Consider the following 20,178-nt stretch of genomic DNA (forward strand, 5'->3'; position numbering starts at 1 on the left):
ATGCGGCGCGGAAATCGCCGGCGCGAAAATTTTCACTGGGATGACAGCGATTTGGCGATGGCTGCCGGGACGCTCCGGGAGCTGGCATGGAATCTGCTATGATCCCTATGAGTTTTGGTGGCACGCAATGTTTGCTTCGCTTCATCAGCCCAGACGCACTAAGGTCGGCTCACCCCACATTCATTTAGGAGATACGCATGGCAATGACAGCCGCAGAAGTCTTGAAGATGGTAGAAGAAAACGAAGTCAAATTCGTTGATTTCCGCTTTGCCGATACCCGTGGTAAAGAGCAGCACGTGACGGTTCCCGTGTCGCACTTCGATATGGACAAATTCGAGTCGGGCCACGCCTTTGACGGTTCTTCCATCGCTGGCTGGAAAGGCATTGAAGCGTCCGACATGATCTTGCTGCCGGATCCAAACACGGCCAATATCGACCCGTTCATGGAAGAAACGACCCTGTTCATGCAGTGCGACGTGATCGAACCGTCGGACGGCAAGGGCTACGACCGCGACCCGCGCTCGATCGCGAAACGCGCCGAAGCCTACCTGAAATCGTCGGGCATGGGCGACACCGCCTACTTCGGCCCTGAGCCGGAATTCTTCATCTTCGACAGCGTGCGCTGGAAGATCGACATGTCGGGCTGCTTCGTCAAGATCGGTTCCGACGAAGGTTCGTGGTCGACGGGCAAGGACATCGAAGGCGGCAACAGCGGCCACCGTCCGACCGTCAAGGGCGGCTATTTCCCCGTGCCACCAGTGGACAGCTTCCAGGACATGCGTTCGGAAATGTGCCTGATCCTGGAATCGCTGGGCATCCCGGTTGAGGTACATCATCACGAAGTGGCCGGCGCCGGTCAGAATGAAATCGGCACCAAGTTCTCGACCCTGGTCGAGCGCGCCGACTGGACGCAAAACCTGAAATACGTCGTGTGGAACGTGGCGCACAGCTATGGCAAGACCGCCACCTTCATGCCGAAACCTATCGTTGGCGACAATGGTTCGGGCATGCACGTGCATCAATCCGTATGGAAAGATGGCAAGAACCTGTTCGCCGGTGACGGCTATGCCGGCCTGTCCGATTTCGCCCTGTACTACATCGGCGGCATCATCAAGCACGCCAAGGCACTGAACGCCATCACCAACCCGGGCACCAACTCGTACAAGCGTCTGGTACCAGGCTACGAAGCGCCGGTGAAACTGGCGTACTCGGCGAAAAACCGTTCCGCCTCGATCCGCATCCCGCACGTGGCCAATCCAAAAGGCCGCCGCGTCGAAGCGCGCTTCCCGGACCCGCTGGCGAACCCGTACCTGTGCTTCGCCGCACTGCTGATGGCCGGTCTGGACGGTGTTGCCAACAAGATCCATCCGGGCGAAGCCGCCTCGAAAGATCTGTACCACCTGCCGCCGGAAGAAGACGCACTGATCCCGACCGTGTGCGCTTCGCTGGAAGAAGCACTGGAAGCGCTGGACAAGGACCGCGAGTTCCTGACCCGTGGCGGCGTGTTCAGCGATTCGATGATCGACGCTTACCTGGAACTGAAAATGCAGGACGTGCAGCGCATGCGCATGACCACGCATCCTGCCGAGTTCGACATGTACTACTCGCTGTAATGGCGCCATGCCGGCAAGTTGCTGGCATTGAATAAAAACGCGGGTGAGGCGATGGTCTTGCCCGCGTTTTTTTATGCGGCGCGCCAAGGCGGCGCCGGTGCAGTGTTGTATAGTCGGCGCAGGAATGATGCGGCACGAGCCGACAGGAGTGAAGATTGACCAAGCAATACAGAATGGCGCTGATGGCAGGCTTGCTGGGCGCGGCGGCGCAGGCGCACGGGCAGCTGTACGTGTGCGCCGATGCGCAGGGACACAAGACATACACGGACAAGAGTGCTGGCAAGCATTGCCAGCTGCTGGACTTGCCCGGCGCCATGACGGAACCGCCGCGCAGGGCGGCGCCGCTGGCCGCTGCCCCGGCGCGGCCTTCGCAACAGGCGGCGGGGACGCCGGCGCCGGCCGCCGGCGCGTTTCCCCGGGTCGATGGCGCCGAGCAGCGGGCGCGCGACCTGGACCGGCGCCAGATCCTGCAGGATGAATTGCGCAGCGAAGAGCAGAAGCTGGCGGCGCAGCGCCTGGAATTCAACGAGGGCCAGCCTGAACGCCAGGGCAATGAGCGCAACTATGCCAAGTACCAGGAAAGAGTGGCGCAGTTGAAGGACAACATCAGCCGGACGCAGCAGAACGTCGAGGCCCTGAAACGCGAAATCGCGAATATTCGGTAATCCACATGACCCTAGATAGTCACCCTATCCGTCCCGCCCACCTGGCCGGCCTCGATTTGCTGGCCTCGGCCGTGATCCTGCTCGACGGCGATGGCCGCATCGGCTATGCCAACGCGGCGGCGGAAAACCTGCTGGAAAGCTCCTTGAAAGCCCTGTCGCGGCAAAAGCTGACGGCCCTGTTCCTCAATCCCGAGGAACTGGCCGGCATCTGCGCCCAGGCGCTCGAGCATAAATTTTCCGACTTGCGCCAGGACCTGAGCCTGGAACGCCTGGGGCGCGAGCCGCTGCGCGTGCACAGCATCATCAGCGCGCTCGACGCGCCGCCCGACAGCGTGCTGATCGAGCTGCGCGAAAACGTGCAGCAGTTAAAGCTGGACCGCGAGGAGCGCATCCTCGACCAGAGCCAGGTCAACAAGGAGCTGATCCGCAACCTGGCGCATGAAATCAAGAACCCGCTGGGCGGCATCCGCGGCGCGGCCCAGCTGCTGGAGCTGGAGCTGCCGGCCCTGCACCTGAGCGAACTGCGCGAATACACGCAGGTCATCATCAAGGAAGCGGACCGCCTGCAGACCCTGGTCGACCGCCTGCTGGCGCCGCACCGCCGCCCGCACATCGTGGGCGACGTGAATATCCACGAAGTGTGCGAGCGCGTGCGCAGCCTGATCCTGGCCGAGTTTCCCAGCGGCCTGACCATTTCGCGCGATTACGATGCCTCGATTCCCGAGTTCCGCGGCGACAAGGAGCAGCTGATACAGACCGTGCTGAATATCGCGCACAACGCGGCGCAGGCCCTGGCCGAGCGCATCGAGGCGGGCGATGCGGAGCTGATTTTCAAGACGCGCGTGGCGCGCCAGGTGACCTTGGCCAAGGTACGTTACAACCTGGCATTAGACTTGCATATCATTGACAATGGACCGGGCATCGCACCCCAGATCCGCGACCGGATTTTCTACCCGCTGGTGTCGGGCAGGGAAGGCGGCAGCGGCCTGGGGCTGACCTTGGCGCAAACCTTCGTGCAGCAGCACCTGGGCGTGATCGAGTGCGAAAGCCGGCCTGGATACACCGATTTCAGGATCGTTCTGCCCTTGCCATAAGCGGGGGCGTATCCCACCCATGAAATCCATTGCGGGACGCACACACTAATGAAGCCAATCTGGATAGTTGACGACGACGAATCAATCCGCTGGGTGCTGGAAAAAGCCCTGGCACGGGAAAATCTCGCCACCAAGAGTTTTGCCAATGCGCGCGACGCCATTGCCGCACTGGAATTCGACACGCCGCAAGTGCTCGTGTCGGACATCCGCATGCCGGGCGCGTCCGGCCTGGAATTGTTGCAGACGGTCAAGTCGCGCTTTCCCGGCCTGCCCGTCATCATTATCACGGCGTTTTCCGACCTCGACTCGGCCGTCGCGGCCTTCCAGGGCGGCGCCTTCGAATACCTGGCCAAGCCCTTCGACATCGACAAGGCCGTCGAGCTGATCCGCCGGGCGCTGGAAGAAAGCCTGCGCGAGACGAGCGTCGAGTCGGGCCCGTCGGAAACGCCGGAAATTCTCGGCCAGGCACCGGCCATGCAGGAAGTCTTCCGTGCCATCGGCCGCCTGTCGCAGTCGAACGTGACGGTGCTCATCACGGGCGAATCCGGTTCCGGCAAGGAGCTCGTGGCGCGCGCGCTGCACAAGCACAGCCCGCGCGCGGCGCAGCCCTTCATCGCCCTGAACACGGCGGCGATCCCGAAGGATTTGCTGGAGTCGGAACTGTTCGGCCATGAGCGGGGCGCGTTTACGGGCGCGCAGACGACGCGCCGGGGTCGCTTCGAGCAGGCCGAGAACGGCACCTTGTTCCTCGACGAGATCGGCGACATGCCGTTTGATTTGCAGACGCGGCTGCTGCGCGTGCTGTCCGACGGGCATTTCTATCGGGTCGGCGGGCACCAGCCCATGAAGGCCAACGTGCGCGTCATTACGGCCACGCACCAGAACCTGGAGCAGCGCGTGCGCGACGGCCTGTTCCGCGAAGACCTGTATCACCGCCTCAACGTGATCCGTTTGCGCCTGCCCAGTTTGCGGGAGCGGCGCGAGGATATCCCCATTCTGGTGCGCCACTTCCTGGTGCAAAGCGCGCGCCAGCTGGGAGTGGAAGCGAAGCGCATGAGCGAACCGACGATGCAGTTCCTCAGCAGCCTGGATTTGCCCGGCAACGTGCGCCAGCTGGAAAACCTGTGCAACTGGATCACGGTGATGGCGCCGGGCCAGACGGTGGAAATCAAGGACTTGCCCCTGGAATTGACGCAGGGGCAGGGCGATGGCGGCGCCACGGCGGCGTCCACTGACACGGCGCCGGCGAGTGTTGCTCATGGGCATGGCGGCCAGGTCTTCGAGGCGGCCGCGCCCGCCAATGGCGCGCCGCCGGGCTGGATCGGCCTGCTGGAGCTGCAGGCGGCCGGCATGCTGGGCGCAGGGCAGCAGGAAGTCATGGCCGTGCTGGGGCGGCAATTCGAGTCGGCCCTGATCAAGACGGCGCTCAAGCATACACACGGGCGCAAGAACGACGCGGCCGTGCGCCTGGGTATCGGCCGCAACACCATCACCCGCAAGATCTCGGAACTGGGCATCGACGGCGCCAAGGAAGACTGACGCCTTGCCGGGCGGGGACCCCACCCCGTCCGCTTTTCTCCCGGCGTCCCTTGCACGCCAGAATGCACAACAAATGCAGGCGATAAGGTAAGCTGACGCCTGGCGGACTGTTTCGTCCGCTCTTCATTTGATTGTGGAATGTGTATGCTCATAAACTGCGTGGCCTACCAGGATGGCAAAAAACTGGCCGACTTGCCGATCGACGATATCAGCGATTACGTGGAGCGGCCCGACTGCTTCGTCTGGGTCGCCCTGCTCGACGCCACGCCGGACGAGCTGAAACAGATGCAGCAAGAATTTTGCCTGCACGAACTGGCCGTGGAAGACGCGCAGCGGGGCCACCAGCGCCCGAAGATCGAGGAGTACGGCGACTCCCTGTTTGCCGTCGTGAAGACCGTGGAAATGGTCGAGAATGAACTGGTGCTGGGCGAAGTCGACATTTTTGTCGGCGCCAACTACGTACTCTCGTCGCGCAGCAACAGCTCGCAAGGCTTCCTCGGCGTGCGGGCACGCGCCGAGCGCGAACCGCACCTGCTGCGCCAGGGTTCCGCCTTCGTCCTGTACGCGTTGATGGACGCCGTCGTCGACCGGTATTTCCCCGTGCTCGACGCGCTGGAATCGGAGCTGGAACTGATCGAGGACCGCATCTTCGACCGCGGCACCGAGCGCGACAATATCGAACGGCTGTACCAGCTGAAGCGCAAGGTCATGGTCTTGCGGCACGTCGTGGCGCCCCTGATGGAAGCGGTGGGCAAGCTGCACGGCGGCCGCGTGCCACCGCTGTGCCACGATACCCAAGAATACTTCCGCGACGTGCATGACCATTTGTCGCGCATCAATGGCACGCTCGATACCATCCGCGACACGATCAGCACGGCCATCCAGGTGAACCTGTCGATGGTGGCCATCGATGAGAGCGAAGTGAACAAGCAGTTGGCGGCCTGGGCGGCGATTTTCGCCGTCTTCACGGCCTTTGCCGGCGTGTGGGGCATGAACTTCAAGTTCATGCCGGAACTGGACTGGCAATATGGCTATCCCGTGGCCGTGGGACTGATGAGCTGCGTCTGCGGTTATATGTACTACCTGTTCAAGCGTTCCGGCTGGCTGTAAAAAATTCCTGCAAATCTGTATTATTAAACAATAGCCAGGGGTACAATCGCGGCAGGTCCGCGTGCGCGGGCCATGGCTGAGGGTTGCCACGCCGGCAGGGTTGCTGGTGCTTCCAGTGCTGCGCAGGAGCATTCATGAGTATTCCGTTGTTTGATGTGAATTCGCAAGAACCCCTGTTCGATCCCGAGCAGCGGCGCACCCTGGCGGAAGCGGCCTTGCGCTCGATTACCGCCTCGACGGCCCGCGCCCGCGGCGACGACTTCCTGCGCATCCTCGTCAAGGACCTGGCCGAAGCGCTCGACGTGCAGTATGTGATCGCCGGGCGCCTGATCCGCATGGATGACGGCAGCGAAGGCATCCGCACGCTGGCCCTGTGGGGCGGCGACAGCTACCAGCCGAACATTGAATACAGCCTGCGGCACACGCCGTGCCAGGACGTGACCTGCCAGAGCATGTGCTTTCACGGCAGCGACATCCAGCGTCGCTTTCCATACGATACCCTTCTCGTCGACATGCACGCGGAAAGCTATGTCGGCATGCCGCTGATCGATACGGACGGCCAGACCCTGGGCATCCTGTCGGCCATCGACACGCGTCCCATCGATGAAAACAAGCGGCTGCTGGCCTTGCTGCTGCTGTCGATCTTTTCGGCCCGCAGCGCGGCCGAGCTGCAGCACCAGGAGCGTACCCGGCAGCTGGAGGAAATCGTGCGCGTGCGCACTGAATCGCTGCTGGCGGCGCAGGCCAACCTGATCGAGCAGGAACAGATGGCGGCGCTCGGTTCGCTCGTGGCGGGCGTGTCGCATGAAGTCAATACGCCCATCGGCGTGGCGCTGACGGCGGCGTCGAGCATGGGCAGCTATGCCGACCAGCTGGTGCAGCTGCTGGGCGGCGCCAAGGTCAGCCGTGCCGAGCTGGTCGATATTGCCGAGTCGCTCAAGGGCGCAGCTGCCTTGATCGAGCGCAACCTCGCGCGCGCCGCCGACCTGATCGGCAATTTCAAGCAGTTGGCCGTGGACCAGGTCAGCGAATACGTGGCCGACCTGGCGCTGCACGACTACGTGCACGGCCTGGTGTCGGCGCACAGCCCGGAGCTGCGCAAGGCGGCGCTGGGCGTGGAACTCGACATCGCCCCCGATTGCCAGGTGCGCCTGGCGGCCGGCAAACTGTCGCAGATCCTGTCGAACCTGCTGATGAACAGCGCCCGCCACGGCTATCCGCAGGGCGGTCCGGGGCGCATCACGATACGCGCGCGCATCGAGACGGACGATGCCGATGCCGCCGCGTCCTGGCTGCTGCTGGAGTTTTCCGACGACGGCATCGGCCTGGCGCCCGCCGTGCGCGAACACATGTTCGAACCGTTTTTCACCACCAAGCGGGGCCAGGGCGGCTCCGGCCTGGGCATGCATATCGTCTATACCATCGTGCAGCAGCTGGGCGGCGAGGTCAGCGCCGTCGACAGCAGTCCCGGCTGCCATATCCATATCCGGCTGCCGCTGGCCGCTTCAGTCTGCCGCGAGTAATCCTCCCTACGCCAGTGCAAAAATGGTGACTTTTGGTGCGTAAGCTACACCATCATTGTGCAAAACAATATTACTGTTTTGTAAAATGTTGTTTTTTGTAGCGACGATCAGTACGTCGTTGACACTCTCCAATCCCGCGTGTTTTGATGGCTTATTAAAGTTCAGTTCGCTGAAGGCGGCTGGGCTTTTAACAGAGTAGTTGGAGGGCGGCTATTCATCATCCATTGAGTTCATACAGCCCTTCATCAGTGGCAAGAATGCGCTTTTTACAATGATAAGAATTGAATGAGTTGATGGCCGCCATCCGCGGATCGCCACCTCGATGTTCGGTGACGCTAGATTACATGATGATCATGCGGTAAAAATTAAGGGGAGTTTGCAATGATGATGGAAACAGTCTTGTCTCGTTCTTTACGTTTGATGTTTACAGGTGGCGCTGTCATGGCCGGCCTGACCATGCTGGCCCAGCCAGCGATGGCGCAACAATCCGACACGCCGATCCAGCGCGTGGAAATTACCGGCTCGGCCATCAAGCGTATCGATGGTGAAACATCGGTACCCATCACGATCTTGAAGATGGATGACCTGAAGAAACAGGGTATTACCACCATCGAACAAGTCATGTCGAACCTGAGCGCGTCGCAGGCCTCGCAAGGCACCAGCCAGGTGGTCGGCCTGGGCACTGGCGGCGCCTCGTTCGCCAACCTGCGCGGCATCGGCGCCAACAAGACCCTGGTCTTGCTGAATGGTCGCCGCCTGGCCAACAATGCGCTCGACAGCTCGGCGCCCGACTTGAACATGATTCCCTTCGCCGCGCTCGAGCGCGTCGAAGTACTGCGTGACGGCGCGTCGTCGCTGTACGGCAGCGATGCGGTGGGCGGCGTCATCAACTTCATCACGCGCAAGGATTTCCAGGGCGGCGTCGCCAGCATTGGCGCGGATATGCCGGAACAATCGGGCGGTTTCTCCAACAGCGCCAATATCGGTTACGGCTTTGGCGACCTGGACAAGGATGGCTTCAACCTCTTCGCGATGCTCGACCACCAGGCCCAGCGCGCCATCACCGGCACGCAGCGTCCGTATAACACCCGTTTCCCGGGTGGCCTGTCGCCCACCACCAGCCCGGCCAACTACTACCAGGACGGCAAGAGCGGCAATCCGGCCGCGCCTAGCTGCACCAGCGGTACCTTCCTGATACCACTGGGCGTTGGCTGCCAGATGACGACGTCGAGCTTTGTCGACTACGTGCCGAAAAGCGAGCGCACGACCGGCCTGGTCAAGGGCACGCTGAAGCTCAATGCGAACCATGAACTGAGCCTCGAGTATCTGGGCAGCGAAAGCAAGGTCTACAGCCATATCGCTCCCGTGCCATACGGCGGCCTGTTTCAGAATCGTACCCGTCTCGACGGCTCGCCCAACCCGTATTTCCCGGGCAATGGCAATTTCGTGCCAAACATTCCGCTCAGCTCGACCTACTGGGAACCGGACTCGCCGCCACCGGCCGGCGTCAATCCCGGCTTCGTCCACGTCAAATGGCGCGATCTGCCGAATGGTTCGCGTTCGGACGAAAACATCAATAAACAGCAGCGTCTGGTAGCCGCCCTGACGGGGAATATCGCCGGCTGGGACTACAACGCCGCACTGACGTATAACGAAAACAAGGTCAAGGTCAACCTGAAGGGCTACAGTGATGGCGGCATCATCACCAAGGGCGTATTGAACGGCATTATCAATCCGTATGGCGACCAGGACGCTGCCGGCATGGCGCTGATCCAGAGCGCCGCGCTGGACGGCAACGTACAGAATGCCAAGGGCACAACCAAGGGCGCGGACTTCAATGCCAGCCGCGAATTGAGCGACTGGTTCGGCGCGGGCCGCTCGGCCGCGCTGGCTGTCGGCGGCCAGGCAACCCATGAAAGCTTCCTCAGCACCGCCAACTTCGACTACGCCAGCAAGGTTGTCGCCAGTACCGGTATCGACCCCGAGCTGCATAACGAAGGTTCACGCAACACCCAGGCGCTGTATGCCGAGTTGAACGTGCCCATCATCAAATCGCTGGACGTGACGGCGGCCGTCCGTTACGACCGTTATAGCGATTTTGGCAACACCACCAATCCGAAGGTGGCGTTCCGCTTCCAGCCGACCAAGGAAGTGCTGCTGCGCGGTTCCTACTCGACGGGCTTCCGTGCGCCGTCGCTGTATGAAATCAACTCGGCGCAGACGTACACCAATACCAGCCAGCAGGATGACCCTATCAACTGCCCTGGCGGTAAAGCGCTGCCAGGCAAGCCTGAAGCGGCGAACTGCAGCCAGCAATTCCAGGCTTTGGGCGGCGGCAACAAGAACCTCCAGCCTGAAAAATCGAAAAATGCCACGCTGGGCATCGTTTTCGAGCCGCTCAACAACCTGAGCATCGGTGTTGACGTGTGGTGGATCCAGTTGAAACATTCGATCGGCAGCCTGAGCGAAGATGATGTGTTCGGCGATCCGGTGACCTATGCCGCCGTCTACCACCGCACGTCGGCGGGCAACCTGGCAACGGACGGCTCGCAATGTCCGAATCCCGTCACCTGCGGTTATGTTGACCTGCGTACGCAAAATCTGGGCGGCATCAATACCAACGGCGTCGACCTGAGCCTGAACTACCGCGTGCGCTCGAACGACTACGGCACCTTTGCCATCGTGTCCAACAGTACCTACATCAACAAGTATGAGTACCAAAATACGGATGGCGGCGTGTGGAAGGATAACGTGGGCATTTACTCGGGTACCGGTCCCGTCTTCCGCTGGCAGCATAATGTCACGCTGAACTGGAACAGCGGCATCTTCAGCGGCGGCCTGTCCGGCCATTACAAATCCGGCTATGTCGACCAGGACCCAAGCCACAATGTGTCGTCGTACACGACCTTCGACACCTTCGGCGCGGTCGCTGCCACCAAGAACGTGACCCTGACCGCTGGCGTGCGCAACCTGTTCGACCGCGCACCGCCATTGAGCCTCCAGACCAGGACGTTCCAGGCTGGCTATGATCCACGCTTCGCCGATGCCATCGGCCGTACCATCTACGTGCGCGGCAGCTATACGTTCTAAGTAAAGGCAGGCTGGAAACTGAAACGCCCGGGTGATTTGCCCGGGCGTTTTTTTTGCGCCGCCGCAAATGGCGGCGATGCGGCCTTACTTGCTGCGCGCCGCCATCGACAGCGCCACCGCTTCGGCCACCTTGATGCCGTCGACGGCCGCCGACAGGATGCCGCCCGCATAGCCGGCGCCTTCGCCAGCGGGGAACAGGCCCCGCGTGTTCAGGCTTTGCAGGTCATCGTCGCGGCGCTTGATGCGGATCGGCGACGAGGTGCGCGTTTCCACGCCCGTCAGCACGGCGTCGGCCTTGTAATAGCCCTTGATCTGCTTGTTGAATGCCGGGAAGGCTTCGCGCAGGGCCGTGATGGCGTACTCGGGCAGCGAAGGGGCCAGGTCCGTCAGGTGCACGGCCGGCTTGTACGAGGGCACCACGCTGCCGAATTCCGTCGAGGCCCGGCCCGCCACGAAGTCGCCGACTAATTGCCCTGGCGCATCGTAATTGCCGCCGCCCAGGGCGAAGGCGCGCTCTTCCAGTTCGCGCTGCAGGGCGATGCCGGCCAACGGGTCGCCCGGATAGTCGGCCGGCGTGATGCCGACGACGATGGCGCTGTTGGCGTTGCGTTCATTGCGCGAGTACTGGCTCATGCCATTCGTCACCAGGCGACCCGGCTCCGAGGCAGCCGCCACCACGGTGCCGCCCGGGCACATGCAGAAGCTGTACACGGAGCGGCCATTGCTGGCATGGTGCACCAGCTTGTAGTCGGCCGCGCCGAGGATGGGGTGACCGGCGCTGGGGCCGAAGCGGCAGCTGTCGATCAGGGATTGCGGGTGTTCCACGCGGAAACCGATCGAGAACGGCTTCGCCTCGATGTACACGCCGCGCCGGTGCAGCATCTCGAAGGTATCGCGCGCGCTGTGGCCGATGGCCAGCACCACGTGGTTGCTGGCGATGGTTTCGCCATTGGCCAGCACCACGCCGCGCACCTGGCCGCCGTCGGCGCCCGGCACGATGTCGATATCGACCACCTTGCTCTCGAAGCGGTATTCGCCGCCCAGCTGTTCGATGTTAGCGCGCATCTCTTCCACCATCTTGACGAGACGGAAGGTGCCGATGTGCGGCTTGCTGACATACATGATTTCTTCCGGCGCGCCCGCCTTGACGAATTCCGTCAGGACCTTGCGGCCGTAGTGTTTCGGGTCCTTGATCTGGCTGTACAGCTTGCCGTCGGAAAAGGTGCCGGCGCCGCCTTCGCCGAACTGCACGTTCGATTCCGGGTTCAGTTCGCGCTTGCGCCAGAAGCCGAAGGTGTCGACCGTGCGTTCGCGCACCTGCTTGCCCCGTTCCAGGATGAGGGGGCGCAAGCCCATCTGCGCCAGGATCAGCGCCACGAACAGGCCGCAGGGGCCCGTGCCGATGACGATGGGGCGCGGTTCGCTCGTGTGGCCGGCCAGTTGTTCGCCGCCGGCGACGAATTTGTAGTCGGTATCGGGCGCGGGCATCAGGTGGATATCGTGGCTCAGGCGCGCCAGCACGGCCGCTTCATTCCTGACTTCGACATGCAGCGAGTAAATCAGCACCACGGCGCTGCGCTTGCGCGCGTCATAGCTGCGCTTGAAGACGGTAAAGCCGGTCAGGTCGGCCGCGGTGATGCCCAGGCGCGCCAGGATGGCGGCGGGCAGGGCTGCTTCGTCGTGTTCGAGGGGGAGTTTTACTTCGTTGAGTCGCAACATGATATCTGTCTATATAAATGGCTGGGCTCCGTATCTAGCGGAGAGTCGTTGACGTGCCGCGCGCGGCCATCAAGCCGCCATTTTACCCGGAGCTGGCGTTTTGTTGAGAAGGTCGAGGCGGCCGCGCCTGGCCGGCAGGCCCCGGCGGGGTGACGCTGCCAGCCTGCCGTGAAGGCGGCAGGGGCGTCACGGCAGATTGCCAGGTCGGTCAACGCCACCGGGAGCGGAATTTGCCGGAACAGGTTCCTGGTCGTGCGCAGCGGATCGCATCAGGTGCAGCCGCGATGGCAAGCACAGGAGCATATGGAAGCGAATAATGGAAAGCTGCCCAAATTAGGACGCGGACGAGCAGAAAGTATTCCGCAATGTTATTACAAGCGGCGCAATGGTATTTTCCGGGAAATACTAAGGCGTGAAAAATCAGCCGGCCCCTTGATATCTTTCCGATTATATTGGGGCAGCGCGCGGCAATTTTATATTCCTGTAAATATTATTTATTCCTGGAATAGAAATGGGGCGAATTATTATTTCAAAAGAAGAAATATGCGTTACGAACGCATATGAATATATGTTTTCATACTAAATAAGGCGTTCAAATCAGCAAGGTGCTTTCTTGTTGCCTCTGCATCATATAATGAAAAAGTGAGATTGTGATAGATTTAACCCATGTTGTTGTGTTTTTGCAACTCTCTGCCACTCCTCGTCTGGCTAGCGAAAAAAAATCTCGTTTATGTCGTGCTGTACGCGAAAAAAAACGATGTTTTATTGAGCGATGCACCATTTATGTGCGTTGCTTTAGAGGGAAATTGCATGCATTCGCTGATTTTGGCTGCAATTGCCATCGGTTTGTGGGCTATTGCTGGTTTGCTGGCCCACCACGCAGCAGCTGACCGCGCACTGCAATGCAGCAGTTGAGCTCGTATAGCTCTCGCTATTGCCCTCGTCTGGTGCATGCACTATTGCTATCAAGCATGACATGCTCTTTTTTCTACGAGAAACAGGAAATGCTTAATGGAAAAGTGTTGTTTCTTTGATGAATCGATTTCCAACGATTATTGACAGTGTCGCTTTGGAAATGGTTTGATGATGGCCATGTCATAGCAATCTTGCTGACCCGCTCATAAAGCGTTTAACGGTTGGATACACGGCCGCCAGCACTGGATTAAAAAAGACATAAACATATTCACATATGTTTACAAGAGCCTGACTAGATCAGTAGGTAGTAGTATTTCAAATCGGAGAACTTATGCATCAACGCACCAAGATTGCCGTAGCAGTGGCATTGGCATTGAATACGCTCACCGCTTTTGCCCAGGCACAAGCTGAAGCGGAAGCACCGCAACGCGTCGAAATTACCGGCTCGCGTATTCGCCAGGTCGATCTCGAGACCGCTCAACCTGTCCTGAAAATGACGGCGCAACAGATCCAGGCGACTGGCCTGGTGACTGTTGGCGATGTCTTGAATCAACTGACTTCGGCTGGCCCTCCAGCATTCAGCAAAGGCTCGACCCTGACCTCGAACCGCGAGCAAGGCGGCCAGTACATCGACATGCGGGGCCTCGGTTCGCAGCGCCTGCTGGTGCTGGTCAACGGCAAGCGCTGGACTACCACCGTTGCTGGCTACACGGACATGTCGACGGTACCGACCTCCATGATCGAACGCATCGATATCCTGAAAGATGGCGCATCGTCCATCTACGGTTCCGACGCGATCGCCGGCGTGGTCAACATCGTATTGAAAAAATCCATGCAAGGCGCGAACCTGAGCGTCTACCATGGCCAGAACGACAAGGGCGACGGCAAGAACTCGGACTACAGCTTCTCCTATGGCGCTGGCGATGAAAAAGCCTCGCTGATGTTCGGCCTGTCGCACACGACGTCGGGCGTAGTTTGGTCGAAAGACCGCGATGTCACGGCGACGACCTACGGTCCGAATCATCCGACCGATGGTCTTGGCGTCGGCCAGTGGGGACGTTACCGTCAAGTCAGCGCTAGCGGCGCTGCAACGGGCGTCAACCAATACCTGAACCACACCGGTACGTGGCAAAACCCGAACGGCGTTGGCCAGGATTCGCGCAATCCGGCCAGCTACCATGCGTACGCGGCAGGCGTGGACGATCTGTACAACTCGACGCAGCAAATGATGTTCGAATCGCCGAACTCGCTGACGACGATGTTTACCAAGGGTACGTTCGAACTGCCGATGGGCGTGCGCTTTGCCAGCACGGCCATGTTCTCCGAACGTAATGCCAGCCGTCAGAACGCGGGCTACCCGGTTAACAGCCTGAGCCAGTCGAAATACCCTGTCTATATCGACAAGAACAGCTACTACAATCCGATCGGCGCTTCCGTCACTGGCGGCACGGGTGCGGATGCGTTCTTCTACCGTCGCATGGTCGAAATGCCGCGCGTCACGGACAGCAAGAACCAGACCGTCCACATCGATGCATCGCTGGAAGGCGATTTCACCTTGCGCGGTCTGCCATGGAGCTGGAGCACGGGCTACAACCACAACGCCGTCACCGGCTTGTCGTCGAGCACGGGTAATTTGAACCTGATCAACCTGAAAAAGGCCCTGGGTCCATCGTTCCTGAACTCCAGCGGCGTGGTGCAGTGCGGTACGGCGGCTAGCCCGATTTCGCTGGCGGAGTGCACCCCGTTCAATATCCTGGGCGGCCCATCGGCCTCGACCCCGGCAGCGCTGAAATACATCGCGGCCAATGGTCAGGCAACGTACGGCAGCACGGTCAACAGCATCACCGCCGACGTCAGCGGTGAACTGCTGACCTTGCCGGCAGGCGCCCTGGGCGTGGCTGGTGGTCTGGAGCGTCGCGAAGTGCGCGGCTATGACGTCCCGGATCAATTCGCGCAGTCGAACCTGACGACCGACCTGGCTGGCAATGCCACCTATGGCCGCTACACTGTCAAGGAAATGTACCTGGAAGCGAACGTGCCGTTGTTGAAAGACGCGCCATTCGCAAAACTGTTGTCGATCGACCTGGCTACCCGTTATTCGGACTACAGCAACTTCGGCACGACCACCAACAGCAAAGCCAGCTTCATGTGGAAACCGGTCAACGACCTGCTGACACGTGGTACCTGGGCTGAAGGCTTCCGTGCTCCATCGCTGAACGATACCTTCGGCGGCGGTTCGCAGTCGTACGACAGCTACCTGGACATCTGTGACAGCAAGTATGGCCAAACGTCCAATCCGACGATCGCGGCCAATTGCGCGAAAGCCGGTGTCCCTGCTACCTTCCGTCAACGCAATGCGACTGGCGCTGAAGTCACGGCCGCAGCGCAGACGCCAGTTCCATTCAACACGGGCGCTGGCAACAGCAACCTGAAACCGGAAACGGCGAAGACGAAAACCCTGGGTCTGGTGTACAGCCCATCGTTCGTGCCTGGCCTGAGCGGTACCCTGGACTGGTTCAAGATCACCATCGAGAATCGCATCACGGCAGTTGGCGTGGCATACACCCTGAGCCAGTGCTACCTGTACAACGTCTCCGAGTTCTGCAACAACGTGACGCGTGATACGACTGGTCAGATCGTTGGCCTGAGCCGCGGCAATACCAACCTGGGTACCATGGAAACCGAAGGCGTTGATATCGGCCTGGTCTACCGTCTGCCACGTACGGCATACGGCCAGTTCGCCATCAATTCGCAATCGACCTGGGTCAAATCGTTCCTGACCAAGAGCAGCGCGACAGCCGATTGGTACGATTCGAACGGTGAGTGGGGTTCGCCACGCCTGAAGTCGAACCTGACGCTGGATTGGAGCCTGGGCAACTGGAGCGCAACGGTCACGTCGCGTTACACGTCCGGCACCAAGGCTGCTTGCGCATTCGGCGCGAATGTCGAGTGCTCGAACCCAGTATCGCCAATTGGCGCATACAACAAGATCGGCGCGTATGTTTACACCGACCTGAGCGTTGCTTACGCTACGCCATGGAAAGGCCGCATCATGGTCGGCGCGAACAACGTGTTCGACAAGGCTCCTACCGTCAACTACAGCGCCAACAGCAACTACTCTGGCCCGTCGTCGTCGTCGTCGGTAGATCCTAACCTGCCGATCGACCGTTTCGTGTACGTTCGCTACAACCAGTCGTTCTAATCTGGGGCTCCGCAAGGAGCATCGGATGACCGTCTGAATAAGGTCCGCCAGGGTTTCCTGGCGGACCTTTTTGATTTCTGCGTCCGTTGCCGGATGCTCCAGCAGTTTCCTATTTACAATTGGCGAAACGTAGCTGCCATGTCGGGCCGCTGGCGCAGTGCAGGTGAGCGCAAGGCGTTATCGATGGGCAAAGAATCGCTACATGCCGCCCCACAGCGCGGCCAGGGCGGCCAGTGCCGTCAAGCCTGCCGTTTCCGTGCGCAGGATGCGCGGGCCCATGGACAGGCCGATGGCGCCGGCGGCCAGGGCCGCCTTTTCTTCCGCTTCCGAAAACCCCCCTTCCGGTCCCACCATCAAGGTGACCGCCTGCGGCGGCTGGTGACGGGCCCATTCGGCCAGCGACTGCTCCGCCCGTGGCGTCAGGATGATGCGCGCCTGTGCATTCTGCTGTTTGCTCCAGCTATTGAATTCCTGCAGCGGCGCCAGCTGCGCCAGGCGGTTGCGGCCGCTTTGTTCCGAGGCCGAGACGATGATGCCTTGCCAATGCGCCATTTTTTTCTCGGCCCGCTCGGCGGACAGGCGCACGACGCAGCGCTGCGCCGCCAGCGGCACGATGCCCGCGGCGCCCAGTTCGATGGCCTTTTCGATGATCCAGTCCATCTTCGACGCTTCCGGCAGCGCCTGCGCCAGGGTCACGGCATACGGCAATTCCGCCTCGCGCGCCACGTGCGTCTGCACCTCCGCCGTCACGCTGCGCTTGGCCACCGCCACCAGGCTGGCCTGCACTTCGCCCCCTTCGCCATTGAACAGGGTGATGAGGTCGCCCGGTGCCAGGCGCACGACCTGGATGTGGTGGGCGACGGCCTCCGGCAGGGGGACGGTGGTGCCGGCGACGAGCGGCTGGGGGCAGAAAAAACGCGGCATGCAAATCCTAAATGGGGCAAATTGGGATGGAAAGACGTCAAAGTATAGCCATTTGGCGCACCAGTACGGCGCAATTCTAATTTGCAGCCCCCCAGTCTGGTAAAATAGTTGACTACAGAAAGCAGCCGGCTTCCCTGTCCGCGCTGTTGCAAACGAATCCCAAACTCGCGACTGACCCACACCATCATGACAACTACGCTCCCGACTACCAAAATGGCCAATGCGATCCGCGCACTGGCAATGGACGCTGTGCAAAAGGCCAATTCCGGCCATCCAGGCATGCCGATGGGCATGGCCGAGATCGCAGTTGCCCTGTGGAGTGGTCATTATCGCCACAATCCCGCGAACCCGAAATGGCAGAACCGCGACCGTTTCCTGTTGTCCAACGGCCACGGCTCGATGCTGCACTATGCGCTGCTGCACCTGACGGGCTACGACCTGTCGATGGAGGACATCAAGGCTTTCCGCCAGATGCATTCGAAAACCCCGGGCCACCCGGAAGTCGATATCACGCCGGGCGTGGAAACGACCACCGGCCCGCTGGGCCAGGGCATCGCCAACGCCGTCGGCATGGCCCTGTCGGAGCAGTTGCTGGCCGCTGAATTCAACAAGCCTGGTTACGACATCGTCAACCACTACACCTACGCCTTCGTCGGCGACGGCTGCCTGATGGAAGGCATTTCGCACGAAGTGTGCGCACTGGCCGGCACCCTGGGCTTGAACAAGCTGATCGCCCTGTACGACGACAACGGCATTTCCATCGACGGCAAGGTCGAAGGCTGGTTCACGGACGATACCCCGGCCCGCTTCGAAGCGTACGGCTGGAACGTCATCCGCGCCGTCGACGGCCATGATGTGGCCGCCGTGGCCGCCGCCATCGCCGCCGCCAAGACCGCGTCGAAGCCAACCCTGATCTGCTGCAAGACCATCATCGGCAAGGGTTCGCCGAACCTGCAAGGCGGCGACAAGGTCCACGGCGCCGCGCTGGGCGACAAGGAAATCGCTGCCGTGCGCGAATACATCGGCTGGGATGCCGCACCGTTCGAGATGCCGGCCGACGTGTACGCAGCCTGGGATGCCAAGAAACAAGGCGCCCTGCTGGAAGCGGACTGGAACGAGCGTTTCGCCGCCTATGGCAAGGAGTTCCCGCAGCAAGCCGCCGAGCTGTCGCGCCGCATGCAGGGCGACCTGCCACAGGCATTCGAAGCGGCCCTGAGCGCCGCCATCGCTTCCTGCGTGGAAAAGAAAGAAAACATCGCCACCCGCAAGGCCAGCCAGAACGCCATCCAGGCACTGGCCTCGTCGCTGCCGGAATTCCTCGGCGGCTCGGCCGACCTGACCGGTTCGAACCTGACCAACTGGAAAGAGTGCGTGGCCGTGCGTTCGGGCCAGCCTGGCAACCATATCAACTACGGCGTGCGCGAATTCGGCATGAGCGCCATCATGAACGGCATCACCCTGCACGGCGGCTACATCCCGTTCGGCGCCACGTTCCTGACGTTCTCCGACTACAGCCGCAATGCGCTGCGCATGGCTGCCCTGATGAAACTGCGTTCGATCTTCGTGTTCACCCACGATTCGATCGGCCTGGGCGAAGACGGCCCGACGCACCAATCGGTCGAACACGTCTCGTCGATGCGCTTGATCCCGAACCTGGACAACTGGCGTCCATGCGACACCGTCGAGTCGGCCGCTGCCTGGGGCGCCGCCGTGCGCCGCAAGGATGGCCCGTCGACCCTGATCTTCTCGCGCCAGAACCTGCCGTACCAGGAGCGTAGCGCCGAACAGATCGAGAACATCTTCCGCGGCGGCTATGTGCTCAACGACGTGGCCGACGCCAAGGCCATCCTGATCGCCACCGGTTCCGAAGTGGAACTGGCCGTCGCTGCCGCCAGCGCGCTGGCGTCGGAAGGCATCAATGTGCGCGTCGTGTCGATGCCGTCGACCGACGTGTACGACCGCCAGGACGCCGCCTACAAGGCCAGCGTGCTGACGAAGGGCGTGCCGCGCGTGGCCATCGAAGCGGGCGTGACCAGCTTCTGGTACAAATATGTCGGCCTGGAAGGCGCCGTCGTCGGTATCGACACGTTTGGCGAATCGGCGCCGGCCGGCGTGCTGTTCAAGCACTTCGGCTTCACGGTCGAGAACGTCGTAGCCAAGGTTAAAGCTGTTATCGCTGGCTAATATTGATTTTGAGCAGACCCTGGCCATGTGCTGACCGGGGTGCTGTGCTGATACCTTTTTTTTAATCAGGAGCAGAGTATGACGATCAAAGTTGCAATCAATGGCTATGGCCGCATCGGCCGTAATGTGTTGCGCGCTTTCTACGAAGGCGGCAAGAAACAGGATATCCAGATCGTTGCCATCAACGACCTGGGCGATGCCAAATCGAACGCCCACCTGACCCGCTACGACACCGCGCACGGCAAGTTCCCGGGCACGGTTACCGTCGAAGGCGACAACATGATCGTGAACGGCGATCCGATCCGCGTGTTTGCACAGCGCAATCCGGCTGAAATCCCATGGGGCGAGCTGGGCGTGGACGTCGTGCTGGAATGCACGGGCTTCTTCACCACCAAAGAGAAAGCATCGGCTCACCTGAAGGGCGGCGCCAAGAAAGTCATCATCTCGGCACCAGGCGGCAAGGACGTCGACGCCACCGTCGTGTTCGGCGTGAACCACTCGGTCCTGAAATCGACGGACACCGTCATCTCGAACGCGTCGTGCACCACCAACTGCCTGGCACCGCTGGTCAAGCCGCTGAACGACGCCATCGGCATCGAA

The 20,178-nt window shown here is 61.0% G+C and carries 14 protein-coding genes; 12 read left to right on the forward strand and 2 right to left on the reverse strand.

Going from position 1 to position 20,178, the window contains the following annotated elements:
• Window positions 1–197 precede the first annotated feature (197 nt).
• The 7 genes from glnA to EBS11_RS20405 all read left to right on the forward strand — a co-directional run bounded on the left by glnA (window position 198) and on the right by EBS11_RS20405 (window position 10,634).
• Window positions 198–1,613, forward strand: coding sequence for a type I glutamate--ammonia ligase (gene glnA / locus EBS11_RS20375; protein ID WP_070219258.1), 1,416 nt, complete (start codon window positions 198–200; stop codon window positions 1,611–1,613).
• A 182-nt stretch (window positions 1,614–1,795) separates the two neighbouring features.
• On the forward strand, window positions 1,796–2,278 hold the full coding sequence (locus tag EBS11_RS20380) for a DUF4124 domain-containing protein (RefSeq protein WP_290605819.1): 483 nt from the start codon (window positions 1,796–1,798) through the stop codon (window positions 2,276–2,278).
• Window positions 2,279–2,283: 5 nt separating this feature from the next.
• On the forward strand, window positions 2,284–3,372 hold the full coding sequence (gene glnL, locus EBS11_RS20385; protein WP_290605796.1) for a nitrogen regulation protein NR(II): 1,089 nt from the start codon (window positions 2,284–2,286) through the stop codon (window positions 3,370–3,372).
• 48 nt (window positions 3,373–3,420) lie between these two features.
• A complete protein-coding gene (ntrC, locus tag EBS11_RS20390; RefSeq protein WP_290605798.1) occupies window positions 3,421–4,911 on the forward strand; it encodes a nitrogen regulation protein NR(I) in 1,491 nt (496 codons plus the stop codon).
• 144 nt (window positions 4,912–5,055) lie between these two features.
• On the forward strand, window positions 5,056–6,021 hold the full coding sequence (corA, locus tag EBS11_RS20395) for a magnesium/cobalt transporter CorA (protein ID WP_290605800.1): 966 nt from the start codon (window positions 5,056–5,058) through the stop codon (window positions 6,019–6,021).
• Between the two features lie 134 nt (window positions 6,022–6,155).
• Window positions 6,156–7,544 (forward strand): GAF domain-containing sensor histidine kinase, encoded by a 1,389-nt coding sequence (locus EBS11_RS20400; RefSeq protein WP_290605802.1) that lies wholly within the window; start codon window positions 6,156–6,158, stop codon window positions 7,542–7,544.
• Window positions 7,545–7,985: 441 nt separating this feature from the next.
• Complete coding sequence (locus EBS11_RS20405) at window positions 7,986–10,634, forward strand: TonB-dependent receptor (protein WP_290605804.1); 2,649 nt, start codon at window positions 7,986–7,988, stop codon at window positions 10,632–10,634.
• A gap of 84 nt (window positions 10,635–10,718) precedes the next feature.
• On the opposite strand, the gene EBS11_RS20410 is transcribed toward EBS11_RS20405, so the two are convergent.
• On the reverse strand, window positions 10,719–12,353 hold the full coding sequence (locus tag EBS11_RS20410) for an NAD(P)/FAD-dependent oxidoreductase (RefSeq protein WP_290605806.1): 1,635 nt from the start codon (window positions 12,351–12,353) through the stop codon (window positions 10,719–10,721).
• 303 nt (window positions 12,354–12,656) lie between these two features.
• On the opposite strand from EBS11_RS20410, the gene EBS11_RS20415 reads away from it, so the two are divergent.
• From EBS11_RS20415 to EBS11_RS20425, 3 genes are all read left to right on the forward strand, one after another.
• Window positions 12,657–12,917, forward strand: a complete 261-nt coding sequence (locus tag EBS11_RS20415; protein WP_290605808.1) for a hypothetical protein — start codon at window positions 12,657–12,659, stop codon at window positions 12,915–12,917.
• A gap of 102 nt (window positions 12,918–13,019) precedes the next feature.
• On the forward strand, window positions 13,020–13,268 hold the full coding sequence (locus EBS11_RS20420; RefSeq protein ID WP_290605810.1) for a hypothetical protein: 249 nt from the start codon (window positions 13,020–13,022) through the stop codon (window positions 13,266–13,268).
• 331 nt (window positions 13,269–13,599) lie between these two features.
• Complete coding sequence (locus EBS11_RS20425) at window positions 13,600–16,470, forward strand: TonB-dependent receptor (protein WP_290605812.1); 2,871 nt, start codon at window positions 13,600–13,602, stop codon at window positions 16,468–16,470.
• Between the two features lie 198 nt (window positions 16,471–16,668).
• On the opposite strand, the gene EBS11_RS20430 is transcribed toward EBS11_RS20425, so the two are convergent.
• Entirely contained in the window at window positions 16,669–17,394 is a 726-nt protein-coding gene (locus EBS11_RS20430) for a 16S rRNA (uracil(1498)-N(3))-methyltransferase (RefSeq protein ID WP_290605814.1), read from the reverse strand.
• A 186-nt stretch (window positions 17,395–17,580) separates the two neighbouring features.
• Here EBS11_RS20430 and tkt point away from each other — a divergent pair, with 186 nt between their 5' ends.
• Together tkt and EBS11_RS20440 are read left to right on the forward strand one after the other, a co-directional pair.
• On the forward strand, window positions 17,581–19,578 hold the full coding sequence (gene tkt, locus EBS11_RS20435; RefSeq protein WP_290605816.1) for a transketolase: 1,998 nt from the start codon (window positions 17,581–17,583) through the stop codon (window positions 19,576–19,578).
• 78 nt (window positions 19,579–19,656) lie between these two features.
• Window positions 19,657–20,178, forward strand: a 522-nt coding sequence (locus tag EBS11_RS20440) for a glyceraldehyde 3-phosphate dehydrogenase NAD-binding domain-containing protein (RefSeq protein ID WP_290605818.1), incomplete at its 3' end; no start/stop codon positions are given.

Origin of the sequence: Janthinobacterium sp. (assembly GCF_009923995.1) — a bacterium.
Taxonomy (GTDB): Bacteria; Pseudomonadota; Gammaproteobacteria; order Burkholderiales; family Burkholderiaceae_D; genus Janthinobacterium.

What these genes read in the sequence shown, in the direction of transcription:
- glnA (WP_070219258.1), top strand. Translation starts at nt 198, where the DNA reads ATGGCAATGACAGCCGCAGAAGTCTTGAAGATGGTAGAAGAAAACGAA.
- glnL (WP_290605796.1), top strand. Translation starts at nt 2,284, where the DNA reads ATGACCCTAGATAGTCACCCTATCCGTCCCGCCCACCTGGCCGGCCTC.
- tkt (WP_290605816.1), top strand. Translation starts at nt 17,581, where the DNA reads ATGACAACTACGCTCCCGACTACCAAAATGGCCAATGCGATCCGCGCA.
- EBS11_RS20430 (WP_290605814.1), bottom strand. Translation starts at nt 17,394, where the DNA reads ATGCCGCGTTTTTTCTGCCCCCAGCCGCTCGTCGCCGGCACCACCGTC.
- EBS11_RS20425 (WP_290605812.1), top strand. Translation starts at nt 13,600, where the DNA reads ATGCATCAACGCACCAAGATTGCCGTAGCAGTGGCATTGGCATTGAAT.
- corA (WP_290605800.1), top strand. Translation starts at nt 5,056, where the DNA reads ATGCTCATAAACTGCGTGGCCTACCAGGATGGCAAAAAACTGGCCGAC.
- EBS11_RS20415 (WP_290605808.1), top strand. Translation starts at nt 12,657, where the DNA reads ATGGAAGCGAATAATGGAAAGCTGCCCAAATTAGGACGCGGACGAGCA.
- EBS11_RS20420 (WP_290605810.1), top strand. Translation starts at nt 13,020, where the DNA reads ATGTTGTTGTGTTTTTGCAACTCTCTGCCACTCCTCGTCTGGCTAGCG.
- ntrC (WP_290605798.1), top strand. Translation starts at nt 3,421, where the DNA reads ATGAAGCCAATCTGGATAGTTGACGACGACGAATCAATCCGCTGGGTG.
- EBS11_RS20400 (WP_290605802.1), top strand. Translation starts at nt 6,156, where the DNA reads ATGAGTATTCCGTTGTTTGATGTGAATTCGCAAGAACCCCTGTTCGAT.
- EBS11_RS20405 (WP_290605804.1), top strand. Translation starts at nt 7,986, where the DNA reads ATGGCCGGCCTGACCATGCTGGCCCAGCCAGCGATGGCGCAACAATCC.
- EBS11_RS20410 (WP_290605806.1), bottom strand. Translation starts at nt 12,353, where the DNA reads ATGTTGCGACTCAACGAAGTAAAACTCCCCCTCGAACACGACGAAGCA.
- EBS11_RS20380 (WP_290605819.1), top strand. Translation starts at nt 1,796, where the DNA reads ATGGCAGGCTTGCTGGGCGCGGCGGCGCAGGCGCACGGGCAGCTGTAC.